Genomic DNA, 12,869 nt, shown 5'->3' on the forward strand with positions numbered 1-12,869 from the left:
ATGTAGTGCCGAGCCATGCTCGGCAGGGGCTTTACCAGCAATGCCATGTAGTGCCGAGCCATGCTCGGCAAGGGGCTTTCCCAGCAAATTGTCACCTTTGTGGGAGCGGCGTCAGCCGCGAAGCTGGCAGCGTTGAAATCACCCACATGGCGGCGATTTGATGAATCACCGGCTTCGCGGCTGACGCCGCTCCTACAACGATGGGTTACTGGCAAGGCCTCTGCCGAGCATGGCTCGGCACTACAGGTGAATCCCCCAGCCTCTGCCGAGCATGGCTCGGCACTACAGGCCTTCGCTGGGGATTTACCTGCGCGCAACATTCGCGGCGCTACCATTCCTGCATTCGTTGAATGCAGGTGAGTTCATGGCGTCGTATCAGACTATCAATCCCTTCAACGGCCAGGTCGTGCGCACGGTCGAGTTGATGACAGCAGCGGCCATCGAGCAGCGCCTTGCCGCAGCTGAATCGGCATTCCCGCGATGGGCGGCATTGTCGCTGGATCAGCGCGGTGACTATCTGCGCAATATCGCCGGCGGCCTGCGCGCGCGCGGTGATGACATCCAACGCACGATGACGGCCGAAATGGGCAAGCTGGGTCGCGAGGCTCTGGTCGAGATCGAGAAGAGCGCAGCGGCCTGCGAGTACTACGCCGACCACGCCGCAGACTACCTGAAGCCGCAGCCCATCCCCACCGAAGCCCAACGCAGCTATGTCATCTACCAGCCGATCGGTTGCGTGATGGCGGTGATGCCGTGGAATTTCCCGATCTGGCAGGTGATCCGTTTTCTTGCGCCGGGCTTGATGGCCGGTAACGTCGCCCTGCTCAAGCACGCCAGCAATGTGCCCGGCTGTGCCGATCTGTTGCGCGAGGTTGTCGCCGCTGCGGGCGTTCCGGAGGGCGTGTTCGACGTGCTGCATATCGACAACGACCAGGCGGCCGAGGTACTGCGTGACCGCCGGATCAAGGCGGTCACGCTGACCGGCAGCGAACGTGCCGGCCGCTCCATCGCCGCCAATGCCGGCGACCAGCTGAAGAAGTGCGTGATGGAGCTGGGCGGCAGTGATGCCTTCGTGGTGCTGGACGATGCCGACCTGGATCTGGCAGCGGCCGCCGCGGTGCGCTCGCGATTCGACAATGCCGGACAGACCTGCATTGCGGCCAAGCGCTTCATCCTGCTCGACTCGATTGCCAACGCATTTGTGGAACGGTATGTCGAAGCCGCACAGGCGCGGGTTTACGGCGATCCGCAGGATGAGGCAACTACCCTCGCGCCGATGGCACGCGCTGACCTGCGCGATGAGCTGCATAAGCAGGTACGCAGCAGCATCGACAAGGGTGCGAAGGTGTTGCTGGGCGGCGCGCCGGTTGCCGACAGCAATGCCGGCTACCAGGCCACGATTCTCGACAACGTTGGGCAGGGCATGCCGGCCTATGACGAGGAGTTGTTCGGGCCGGTGGCCGCGATCATCCGGGTCAAGGATGAAGCCGAGGCCGTGCGCGTTGCCAATGACACCAGCTTCGGCCTGGGCGGCAGCGTCTGGACCCGTGACGTGCTACGCGGTGAGAACGTCGCCATGCAACTGGAATGCGGTGCGGCCTTCGTCAATTCAGTGGTGAAGAGCGATGCGAGGCTGCCGTTTGGCGGTACCAAACGCTCGGGTTTTGGGCGCGAACTGGCAGGCCCGGGTATTCACGAATTCATGAATATAAAAACGGTTTACGTGGCCTGAGGAATGCCCCGAGGCTGTGGGGCGCAAGCTTGTGGGAGCGGCGTAAGCCGCGAAGCTGGTGGTCCATATGCGCCCGCAAAGGCCTGCAATTGCAGTTAGTTTGATTGCAGGCTCGCTTGGTATTTCGACCATCAGTGGCTTCGCGGCTCACGCCGCTCCCACAGGATAGGTATTGCTTGGAATGCCCCTGCCGAGCATGGCTCGGCACTACGCTCCCTCCCTTTCGCGTAGCGAAGGGGAGGGTTGGGGAGGGGTAGGCTCTACTGCTTTGGATTTGGCAGTGGCTTCGCGGCTCACGCCGCTCCTACAAAAAGCGCGCCCGCTCTCATCACCCAAACGGCTGATCGATGGACCGGCTCTGCGGCGTCATCAGCGCCGCGCCGTCTTCGGTGACGTAGAGGATGTCTTCCAGACGCACGCCAAAGCGGTCCGGGATGTAGATGCCCGGTTCGTCGCTGAAGGTCATGCCTGGCTCCAGCAGGTGCTTGTTGCCTCGCACCAGGTAATCCCATTCGTGCATGTCGATGCCGATGCCGTGACCCAGGCGATGGCTGAAGTAGCGGTAGTCCGGGCCGTAGCCGGCATCGCTGATCACCTTGCGCGCAGCGGCGTCCACCTCGCCCATCGCCACACCCGGGCGCGCGGCATGCAATGCCGCTGTCTGCGCCTTCAATACGATGTCGAATACCTTGCGGATCTCGTCATCCGGTTGGCCCAGCACCACCGTGCGGGTGATGTCGCTGGTGTAACCGCCGGCACGGCAGCCGCCGTCGAAGATGATCGGCGTGCCTTCGACCAGATGCTGTGGTTTGTCCGAGCCATGCGGCGAGGCGGTGTACTTGCCGACGTTGACACTGGCGTCGCCCTTCAGGCCGGTGCGGGCGTAGGCCATGGCCAGCAGGCCGCCGATGTCCTGTTCGGTCATGCCCGGCTGCAATGCCTTCCACACCGCTTCGTAGACCGCCAGGGTGGTTTCGTTGGCCAGCTTCATCAGTGCCAGTTCGGCCGCGCTCTTGACCCGGCGGCAGCCGGATACCACCGGCCAGGCCGGCACCACCTTGGCCTGCGGCAGTGCATCGGCAATGCCCTTGGCGCGGAAGTAGGGCACGGCTTCTTCCATGCCCAGCGTGCCGGTGGCGTGGCCCATGTCACGCAGCACCTTGGCGACCAGGGCGTAGGGGTCTTCATCCTCCTGCCAGCCACGTACATCGTTGCCGAGTTTGATCTGCTCCAGCGTGCGCACGCGCTCGAATTCCGGGGTGACGTAGACCGGTTCACCTTTGCGCGGCAGGATCACGCCGGTCAGGCGTTCGCTGTCCCACCAGTGCATGCCGGTGAAATAGGTCAGCGAGCTGCCAGCGCCAATGAATACCGCGTCGATGCCATGTTCGGCCATCAGGCGCTGGGCCTTGGCCACGCGCGCGATACGCTCGTCATTGCCAATGGGCACCACCTGCGCGGCGACCGATTTCAGGCCGCGCATCGATGCTGGCAATGCATCCTCGCTCGTGCCTGCGGTCTGGGCCGAGGCCAGCTGCAACGGCAACGCTGCGGCACCGGCGATCAGCGTGGTGCGCAGGAAGTTGCGGCGCGCAGGATTGGAATGATCGTGTTGCATATGTCCCCTCAGACAATGATGGCGTTGCGGCTCAAAGCCAGCCGGAGCGTTTGAACAGGCGGTACAACACCACGCAGATCACGCCGACGCCGACCATCAGCAACGGATAGGCGAAGCGTCCTGCCAGTTCCGGCATATGCGCGAAGTTCATGCCGTACCAGCTGGTGACCAGGGTGGGTGCAGCCAGCAATGCGGCCCATGCGCCGAGCTGTTTGACCGTCTCGCCCTGCGCCAGCGTCACCAGCGACAGGTTCACGCTCAGTGCGGTGCCCAGCATTTCGCGCAGGGTGTCGATGGCGTCATTGACCCGCGCGGCATGGTCCTGCACATCGCGCAGATAAAGCCGCACTTCTTCGTTGATCAGCTGCGCCTGGTTGCGCTGCAGCTGCGCCAGTGCATCCTGCAACGGCGCTACGGCCAGGCGCATCTTGTTGAGCTCGCGCTTGAGGTCGTACAGGCGGATCACCGTGCGCCGTTCATAGCTGTCGGCAAAGATGTTCTTTTCCAGCAGATCCAAGGTGTCGCGGAAGCTGTCGGTGATCGGCAGGTAGTGATCGACCACCGCATCCAGTACCGAGTACAGGCAGAAAGAAGGGCCCATCGCCAGCAGTTCGGGCTCGCGCTCCAGCCGCGCACGTACCGGCGCATACGACAGCGAGGCGCCGTGGCGCACGGTCACCAGGAAGCGTGGGCCGAGGAAGGCGTGGGTTTCGCCGTAGCGGATACGCTCGTCGACGACCTGGGCGGTGTGTACCACCACGAACAGCGAGTTGCCGTAGGTCTCGATCTTGGGCCGCTGGTGTGCCTTGCGTGTGTCTTCGATGGCCAGCGGGTGCAGGTTGAACTCTTCCTGCACCTTGTCCAGGATCGCGTCGCTGGGCTCGTACAGGCCGACCCAGACGAAGCCGGCGGCGTCGTCCTGCAGCACGTCGCTGATGCTGTCCAGGTCCAGCGCACGCTGGCTGCCATCGGCGCCGTACCAGGTGCAGTTGATCACGCAGGCCGGGTTGGCCTGTACGGAAGTAGGAGTGATGCCGGTAGTCATGCCGGCATCGTGCCTCAGCTGGCCGGTGACGCCAAGCTGCGCTGCGTGAGAATGAAGGCCAGTGCTACATGGATGGGCAGCAACAGCACGATCCACTGCATGTTGAACTGCGCTTGCAGCGACAGCCAATGCAGCGGCAATGCCAGCGCGGCGATGCCGGTCAACGTCCACAGCACGAACCGGAACCCGCCATGCGGCTGGCGCCCGCGCAGCAGGCTCCATGCACCGGGGAGCAGTAGCAGGGCCAGCGGATTGAGCAGTAGCAGGTTGCGGTTGGCCCATGCAGCCTGGTGTTCACTGAAGCCCCACAGGAACGTCAGCAGGCCGCCGGCAACGCCGCAGAACAACCAGAACGGCAACGCGAACGCGCCAATCAGGCGCGGCTTGCGGCGGGCGGAATACAGCCCGGCAGCGACCGCCAGCCCGACCAACAGCCATGGCCACCAGTAGCGCTGTTTTTCTTTCGGTTCCGCTGGCAGGCGCTGCGGCAGCAACTGCTGTTCGGCCTGTACCAACGGCCGACCTTCACTGTTGCGGGCTTCGCGCAGGCTGTCGGCCAGGCGCATGGGTACAAAGGCTTCCTGCCAGCGCGACAGCGGCTGGTCGGCATTCGGCCCCAGGCCCAGGTCGAAGCCCAGCCACATCCATGGCGAGGGCGAGGCCAGTCGCACCGATTCGCTGCGGTAGCTGTTGCCACGCGAGCGGCCAGCCAGCTGCGATTGCAGGGCGCCGCCCATGGCTTGATCCAGGCTGTCGCGCACCATGGTGGCGCAGTTGGCGGTGAAGTAGTCGTAGCGGTAGCGCGCGTTCTCGGGCTTGGCCCGTTCGGCCAATGCGTCGGCCAGCGCCAGCGCCTGCGCGTGTGGCAGGTCCAGCCATTGGATGTTGGCACCACGGCCGACACTCTCGTATTGCGCCAGGTCCTGCTCCAGCGGCAGGGCCACCAGGTAATACATCATCCTGCCGCGAATGAAATTGCCGATGAAATCCGGCTCGGACGGGTCGAAGAAGCCGAAGTTGTACGAGGTTGCCTGGCCGCTGACCGGGTCAAGTACCACCAGTGCGTCATGGCCGAAACGTTCGAAGAACACTTCGCCCGGCAACATGGTGACCACGCCGATGCGCGGTGCAGTGGCGTTGCTGGATTCGCTGGATTGGTTGGCGAGCGTTTGTGCGCTGCTGGTCATGGCGACCAGCAGCAGGAACAAAGCCGCAAACGCGGACAGCAGCCGCGGCAGGCGCAGGGTGATCAATCTTCGTCCTGGTCTTCAGGCGGCAGGATGGTGACGTGGAAAGCCTGCACGCGGCGCGCATCGGCCTTGGCCACGCGGAACACGAAGCGCTCCAGGGTCAACTCATCGCCGATTTCCGGCAGGTGGCCAACCGCCTCGGTGATCAGGCCACCGATGGTGTCGTAATCATCGTCGGAGAACTCGGCGCCGAAACGCTCGTTGAAATCACCGATGGTGGTCAAGGCGTCCACTACGTAGCGGCCATCGGCGAGGATGGCGATCTGCGAGGTGTGGTCTTCGGTCTCGTCATGCTCGTCGTCGATCTGGCCGACGATCTGCTCCAGCACGTCCTCGATGGTGACCAGGCCGGCGACGCCGCCGTATTCGTCGACCACGATCGCCATGTGGTTGCGCGAAAGCCTGAACTCCTTGAGCAGCACGTTGAGCTTCTTCGACTCGGGGATCAGCACCGCCGGGCGCAGCAGCTCGCGCACGCTGGCATGGCTGTTGTCGGCGACCACGCCTCGCAGCAGGTCCTTGGCCAGCAGGATGCCGAGGATGTCGTCCTTGTTCTCACCGTGTACCGGGAAGCGTGAGTGGCCGGAATCGACCACCTGCTTCATCAGCTCGATGAAGGGCCGGTCCACCGGCAGCGACACCATGTGCGAGCGCGGGATCATCACGTCGCCGACGGTCAGCTCAGCCACCGAAATGGCGCCTTCCATCATCCGCAGGGTATCTGCGGCGATCAGGCCGTCCTGCTGTGCCGTCTGCAGGATGGCGACCAGTTCGTCGCGGGTATGGGGTTCGCTGGAGAACGCCGAACCCAGGCGCTCCAGCCAGCTGCGTTTCTTCTCGCCGTTCTCGGGCGAGGTACTACTGTCGTCTTCAGACATCTCTTGGTTTGACTGCACCCGGTACGCCGGGCGGTGCCCACAAGTCTAGCAGGATGTTTGCCGCGGCCTGTTCAAGCCGCGGGCGGGGTGGGGGTCTGAACATTCGGCGCTGCCGCTGGCAGCTGGTTGGGGCTGTCAGTCGGCCCGATGGGCGCGGCTGGGGTTTCTTCCTCGGCAGGCAGGTCCAGGCTGTAGGTGCAGCCTGCCAAGGTCTTGCCGGGGTGGGATTTGACCGTGGACACACCCAGGATTATCGATTCGATCAGGGCTTCGCCGGTCTTGGCGTCATTGACGTCGCGGCTGACCAGCTCGCGGCCGGCCATGAACTTGTCCGGGGCGTCGTAGCCGGTTTCCAGGTCCAGTTGTTTGGCCAGCGGGCGCGGATCGGGCATGTCGAGGATGGCGATGACGGTGCCGCCGGCCATGGCGATATGGTCAGCGCTATGTCCGAACACGCTGATCGGGGTGTTGAGCATGTACTCGGCCATGAACAGGTTGCCCTGCGGCAGCGGCCGCCAGCCCAGTGCCACGGCTTTCAGCGGGTCGTTGGCGATGGGCGCCAGCGCTGCGAATTCACTGACGCTCTGCCGGCATTCGATCAGGGCGGGCAGGTCGATGGCAGGCTGGGCATTGGCCGAGCCGGCGACGATGAGCAGGAGAGAAAGCAGGCTGGTTGAGCGCACGGCATTCATTCGGTGAAATCCTGATCGCGATGATAGCGGCGTGGCGCTGTTTTGTAGGAGCGGCGTGAGCCGCGAAACAGATGCGCCTTCCGATTGCGGGCATTTCAGGTCCTTATCGAATGCCCGCTTCGCGGTTTGTGCCGCTTCTACAGGCGGGGACCGTTGGGCCATGGGTAGGGCCCCTACCGAGCATGGCTCGGCACTACATGGGATTGTCGGGAAAGCCTTTGCCGAGCATGGCTCGGCACTACTGCTCGTTGGCGTAGGGATCTGCGATGCCCAGGTCGGCCAGGATCTCGCGTTCCAACTGCTCCATGGCTTCGGCTTCCTTGTCGTCCTCGTGGTCCCAGCCCAGCAGGTGCAGCACGCCGTGCACGGTGAGATGGGCGTAATGGGCGTTGAGGGCCTTGTCCTGCTCCTCGGCCTCGCGTGCGACTACCGGGGCGCAGATCACCAAGTCTCCAAGCAAGGGGAACTTCACTCCCTTGGGCAGGCCTTCGGGCAGTTCTGCCGGGAAGCTGAGCACGTTGGTGGCGTAGTCCTTACCCCGGTAATGGCGGTTCAGTGACTGGCCTTCCTTGGCGTCGACCACACGGATGGCCAGGTCGGCTTCGCGGATGCGGCCTTTCAAGGCAGCGGCCACCCAGCGGCGGAAGCTCACCGCCGCAGGCAAGCCGGCACGGGGCAGGGCGTAGCTGACGGCTACATCAAGACGCACGGGGCCCTTGGTCATTCGCTCGCTCCGGGTTTGACCTGCTGCAGATCGCGGCGGTCATAGGCGCTGACGATGCGGGCCACCAGCGGATGGCGCACCACATCGCGCGATTCAAAGAAGGTGAAGCTGACCCCGTCCACACCACGCAGCACCTCAATACCGTCGCGCAGCCCGGATTTGATGTGCTTGGGCAGGTCGGTCTGGGTCAGGTCGCCGGTGACCACGGCGGTGGAGCCGAAGCCCAGCCGGGTCAGGAACATCTTCATCTGTTCGATGGTGGTGTTCTGGGCCTCGTCCAGGATCACGAAGGCGTCGTTGAGGGTGCGCCCGCGCATATAGGCCAATGGCGCGATCTCGATGACGTTTCTCTCCAGCAGCTTGGCGACCTTCTCCACGCCCAGCATCTCGTACAGGGCGTCGTACAACGGGCGCAGATAGGGGTCGACCTTCTGGGTGAGGTCGCCGGGCAGGAAACCCAGCTTCTCGCCGGCTTCCACTGCCGGGCGCACCAGGATCAGCCGCTGCACGCGTGATTCATTGAGCGCATCCACCGCCATTGCCACCGCCAGGAAGGTCTTGCCGGTACCGGCCGGACCAATGCCGAAGCTGATGTCATGGGTGGCGATCTGGTGCAGGTAGCTGGCCTGGTTGAGGCCACGGCCGCGCACGGTGCCGCGCTTGACCTTGATCGCCACTTCCTGCGCTTCATAGGCCTGCTCGGTTACATGATCCACGTTGGCGCGGTTCAAGCGCAGGTGGATGGCGTGGCTGTCGAACAGGGCTTCGGCCGCTTCTACATACAGAGCCTTGAGCAGTTTCTCTGCTTCCAGCGCGGTTTTACCCGCGCCGCTGACGCGGAAAACATGGCCGCGGTTGGCGATCTCCACGCCCAGTTTGAGTTCTACCTGGCGCAGGTGTTCGTCGAACGGGCCAGCCAGATTGGCCAGTCGCTCGTTGTCAGCCGGGTCGAGAGTGAAATCGCGATGCGTGGTGGTGGTCATTTTTACTGGCAGTTGCTGGCCGGCGAAGCCGTGCCCTGGACCGGAGAAGGGTACCCCCGTGGCCGGCGGACCACCAGCGTGGTGCCGCCGTCAGGGTTCTCCACAGCCGATGTGGATGTGGCGTGGGCCAAGCTGTGGATATCCCTGCCCAGCCCTTGCGGCATAAGCCTCTTGGCGGGTTGGTTAAAAAACCGCCACATTTGACGGTTTGCGGCTAACGAGTTGTCCACAATTTGTGTGGATCGATCCGGGATGAACATGTGGATAACCGTCCGCAGCCCAGCAACGGCGGGCTCTGAGTCGGTGTGGCGAATAAATGACCGCGGCCGCCGGGCGACAGCGAAGCGAGCCGGGAGGCTCAGGCAAGAGCGGGCGGCGATGGCTTTCCAAAGCCAAAACGGGCAGCGAAGGCTTCCCCCTCTCCCGCATGCGGAAGAGGGGCAGCTTGCGAACGCCTGCTTCGCTTCGCATCGAACGACCTTGCGCCAGCGCAAGGCACGAGGCGCGGAGCGGGGCAGGGGTGAAGGCGCTCCTGCTTCGGACTGGTGAACCAAGCCCCAAACCCTCGCCGCCCAGCTTCCGTAAGAAGCGCGCCCCCAACTCAGTCCGGCGTAACCACCCGGCCGCGCAGCGAGTTGCTGAATGCCTCGGTGATCAGCACATCGACGAACTGGCCGATCAGGCGTGGGCTGGCCGCGAAGTTCACCGAGCGCATGTTCTCGGTCTTGCCGGTCAGCTCGTTCGGATCCTTGCGCGAGGGGCCTTCAACCAGCACGCTCTGCACGCTGCCGACCATGGCCTTGGAGATGCCGGCGGCGTGCTCATTGATATGCGCCTGCAGCCGCGACAGGCGGGCGTGCTTCTCCGCTTCGCTGGTGGTGTCTTCCAGGTCGGCGGCGGGGGTGCCGGGGCGGCGCGAGTAGATGAAGGAGAAGCTCTGGTCGAAGCCCACGTCCTCGATCAGCTTCATGGTCTTGTCGAAGTCGGCGTCGGTCTCGCCGGGGAAGCCGACGATGAAGTCCGAGCTGATCGAGATGTCCGGGCGCACCGCACGCAGCTTGCGGATCTTGGACTTGAACTCCAGCGCGGTGTAGCCGCGCTTCATCGCACTGAGCACGCGGTCGCTGCCGGCCTGTACCGGCAGGTGCAGGTAGTTGGCCAGTTTCGGCACGTCGCGGTAGGCGTCCACCAGCGAATCGCTGAATTCCAGCGGGTGCGAGGTGGTGAAACGGATGCGGCCAATGCCGTCGATTTCGGCAAGGGTGCGGATCAGCAGGCCGAGATCGGCAATCTCACCATCGCCGTAGGGGCCGCGGTATGCATTGACGTTCTGGCCCAGCAGGTTGATTTCACGTACGCCTTGGGCGGCAAGCTGCGCGCATTCGACCAGCACGTCCTCGAACGGGCGGCTGACCTCGGTACCGCGGGTATAAGGCACCACGCAGAACGAGCAGTACTTGGAGCAGCCCTCCATGATCGAGACGAAGGCCGACGGGCCCTCGGCGCGCGGCTCGGGCATGCGGTCGAACTTCTCGATCTCCGGGAAACTGATGTCCACCTGCGGCTTGTTCTGCTCGCGGCGGGCGCGGATCAGCTCCGGCAGGCGGTGCAGGGTCTGCGGGCCGAACACCAGGTCCACGTAGGGCGCGCGCTTGACGATGGCTTCGCCTTCCTGCGAGGCCACGCAGCCGCCGACGCCGATGATGACGTCGCGGCCATTGGCCTTGAGCGCCTTCCAGCGGCCGAGCTGGCTGAACACTTTCTCCTGCGCCTTCTCACGGATGGAGCAGGTGTTGACCAGCACCACGTCGGCTTCTTCGGGGTTGTCGGTCAGCTCCAGCCCCTCGGCAGCGGCGAGCACGTCGGCCATCTTGGTCGAGTCGTACTCGTTCATCTGGCAGCCGTGGGTCTTTATGTAGAGCTTGCCGCGCGCGCCGCCGGCAACCGTCGGCTTGACGCCGGGCAGGGGAATCAATTCAGGAGTGGTCATTTCAGTAGTCACGGCAAAACCGGCCGTGATCGGCAAAGGGGCAGCTGGCGTCCCGGGCATGGCGCTTATTCCAGACGGGTGGGCGGGCACGCAGCCACTGGGGCTGCATTCGTAGCCGGCTATTGTATCGGCCTGCCGGCCCCAGTACGAAGGCTGCTGCGTCAAATACTTGGCAAGCCCCGGCGAAGCTGGGAGACTCCCCGCCCATGAAGGGGATTTTGGGGATCACCGTCGTTCTTGCTGCTGCATTGGTCGCGTTGCCGGCCAGTGCCGGCACGCTGTACAAGTGTATTGGCAGCGACGGGGTGCCCAATTACGTCAGCAAGCGCGTCAGTGGCGCCAGCTGCAGCGTGGTCAGCAACTACCGGCCCTCGCGTGAGGCGCCGCGCTATGTGCCGCCCGCGCCGGTGGCGGCCCCGGTGGCTGCTGCGCCGGCGGCGCCGGTCGCAACGCCAGCAATGCCTGCCGGCCAGCCGGGCGAAGCCGGCGCCAGCACGGCGGTGGCGGCGCGCACTGCGCCAACCGTGCTGACAGCCGCGCCCGCACCCACGCCGGCGCCCACCGGGCGCGCGCAGCGCGTGGTCAGTGGGCAGGTCTACTCCTATATGAAGGACGGGGTGCGCCACTACACCAGCAGCCGGCCGGCCCAGGTGGCCAATATCGGTGCGGTGCGCACCATCCAGTACAGCTATATCGAGCGCTGCTTCGCCTGTGGTGTGCAGTCGCGGGTCAACTTCGGTTCGGTGCGGCTCAACACGCAGGCCTACAGCACCGAGATTGCCGCGGCCGCGCGCGAGTTCGGTGTCGAAGAGGCAGTGGTGCGGGCCATCATCCATGCCGAGTCGGCGTTCAATCCCACCGCGCTCAGCCGCGCCGGTGCCCAAGGTCTGATGCAGTTGATGCCGCCCACGGCGCGTCGTTTCGGGGTGTCCGATTCCTTTGATGCGGGCCAGAACATCCGCGGTGGTGTGCAATACCTGTCGTGGCTGCTGCGCCGCTTCAACGGCAACCTGACCCTGGCGGCCGCTGGCTACAACGCGGGCGAGGGTGCGGTGGACCGTCATGGCGGCGTACCTCCCTACAAGGAGACCCAGTACTACGTGCAGCGCGTTGCGCAGTTGGCCGACCGCTACCGTGGCGAACAGGCCACGCGCCAATAAGGTCCACCTCCGTTTCTGTTGCAACAGGCCGTGACAAATTTCGCGGACTGGTGTTTGATCGCGTTGTATGAGCGTTAAGCGTTCCGCTACACTCCGGAACGATTCGATTCAGAGCGGAATGGCCCCCACCAGACCGCTGGCAGCCTCTCGCTACCTAATCAATATCGGAGTGCCGGATGGCAAACGATGGGGTAAATGATCCAGTCAACACCGGACGTCGGCGGTTTTTGACAGCGACCACCGCTGTGGTCGGGGCAGTTGGTGTTGGTTTCGCCGCAGTTCCTTTCATCAAGTCGTGGAATCCCAGCGCCCGTGCCAAATTGGCCGGTGCCCCGGTGACTGCCGACATCAGTGCCCTGCAGGAAGGCCAACGGCTGATCCTGGAGTGGCGCGGCCAGCCTATCTGGATCGTCAAACGGTCCAAGGCCATCCTGCAGGCATTGCCTACCCTGGATGCACGGCTCAAGGATCCGGAGTCCGGCAACAAGGACCAGCAGCCGGATTACGTGCTCAAGGGCAATCCCGAGTTCCGCTCGATCAAGCCGGACATCTCGGTGCTGGTCGGGCTGTGTACCCACCTGGGCTGTTCGCCGGAAATGGTTGCCGAAATCCGCCCTGAGCCCTACGACGCGCAGTGGAAGGGTGGCTATTTCTGCCCCTGCCACAAGTCGCGTTTCGACATGTCCGGGCGCGTGTTCCAGGATGTGCCGGCGCCGATCAATCTGCTGGTGCCACCGCACCACTATGTGGATGACAACACCCTTGTCATTGGCGTTGATCCGCAGGGAGCAGCCTGA

General features: G+C 64.2%; 11 protein-coding genes. 3 read left to right on the forward strand and 8 right to left on the reverse strand.

Features of this window, described 5'->3' with window-relative positions; translation table 11 throughout:
* Positions 1-364 precede the first annotated feature (364 nt).
* Positions 365-1,732 carry an NAD-dependent succinate-semialdehyde dehydrogenase gene (locus ABE493_RS04800; RefSeq protein WP_346497819.1) on the forward strand — a complete coding sequence of 456 codons (1,368 nt, stop codon included), beginning with the start codon at positions 365-367 and terminating at the stop codon, positions 1,730-1,732.
* A 328-nt stretch (positions 1,733-2,060) separates the two neighbouring features.
* Here ABE493_RS04800 and ABE493_RS04805 read toward each other — a convergent pair whose 3' ends face one another.
* The 8 genes from ABE493_RS04805 to miaB form a co-directional block, all read right to left on the reverse strand.
* Entirely contained in the window at positions 2,061-3,350 is a 1,290-nt protein-coding gene (locus ABE493_RS04805) for a M24 family metallopeptidase (RefSeq protein WP_346497821.1), read from the reverse strand.
* A 31-nt stretch (positions 3,351-3,381) separates the two neighbouring features.
* Positions 3,382-4,395 carry a magnesium and cobalt transport protein CorA gene (locus tag ABE493_RS04810; protein ID WP_346497823.1) on the reverse strand — a complete coding sequence of 338 codons (1,014 nt, stop codon included), beginning with the start codon at positions 4,393-4,395 and terminating at the stop codon, positions 3,382-3,384.
* A 14-nt stretch (positions 4,396-4,409) separates the two neighbouring features.
* On the reverse strand, positions 4,410-5,582 hold the full coding sequence (locus ABE493_RS04815) for a DUF4105 domain-containing protein (RefSeq protein WP_430980718.1): 1,173 nt from the start codon (positions 5,580-5,582) through the stop codon (positions 4,410-4,412).
* A gap of 62 nt (positions 5,583-5,644) precedes the next feature.
* The gene (locus ABE493_RS04820) at positions 5,645-6,523 is read right to left on the reverse strand and encodes an HlyC/CorC family transporter (RefSeq protein WP_346497825.1); all 879 of its coding nucleotides are present in this window, start codon (positions 6,521-6,523) and stop codon (positions 5,645-5,647) included.
* Positions 6,524-6,594: 71 nt separating this feature from the next.
* A complete protein-coding gene (locus ABE493_RS04825; RefSeq protein WP_346497826.1) occupies positions 6,595-7,215 on the reverse strand; it encodes a hypothetical protein in 621 nt (206 codons plus the stop codon).
* Between the two features lie 238 nt (positions 7,216-7,453).
* Positions 7,454-7,939 carry an rRNA maturation RNase YbeY gene (gene ybeY, locus ABE493_RS04830; protein ID WP_313493664.1) on the reverse strand — a complete coding sequence of 162 codons (486 nt, stop codon included), beginning with the start codon at positions 7,937-7,939 and terminating at the stop codon, positions 7,454-7,456.
* Positions 7,936-8,922, reverse strand: a complete 987-nt coding sequence (locus ABE493_RS04835) for a PhoH family protein (RefSeq protein ID WP_346497828.1) — start codon at positions 8,920-8,922, stop codon at positions 7,936-7,938. The genes ybeY and ABE493_RS04835 overlap by 4 nt, the downstream gene beginning before the upstream one ends.
* Positions 8,923-9,523: 601 nt before the next feature.
* The gene (miaB, locus tag ABE493_RS04840; RefSeq protein WP_430980716.1) at positions 9,524-10,972 is read right to left on the reverse strand and encodes a tRNA (N6-isopentenyl adenosine(37)-C2)-methylthiotransferase MiaB; all 1,449 of its coding nucleotides are present in this window, start codon (positions 10,970-10,972) and stop codon (positions 9,524-9,526) included.
* A gap of 146 nt (positions 10,973-11,118) precedes the next feature.
* Between miaB and ABE493_RS04845 the strand changes: the two genes are divergently transcribed.
* Positions 11,119-12,072: a lytic transglycosylase domain-containing protein gene (locus ABE493_RS04845; protein WP_346497832.1), complete on the forward strand. Its 954-nt coding sequence runs from the start codon at positions 11,119-11,121 to the stop codon at positions 12,070-12,072.
* A gap of 176 nt (positions 12,073-12,248) precedes the next feature.
* Complete coding sequence (gene petA, locus ABE493_RS04850; RefSeq protein WP_057629370.1) at positions 12,249-12,869, forward strand: ubiquinol-cytochrome c reductase iron-sulfur subunit; 621 nt, start codon at positions 12,249-12,251, stop codon at positions 12,867-12,869.

It is taken from the genome of Stenotrophomonas terrae (assembly GCF_039674165.1).
GTDB lineage: Bacteria > Pseudomonadota > Gammaproteobacteria > Xanthomonadales > Xanthomonadaceae > Stenotrophomonas > Stenotrophomonas terrae_A.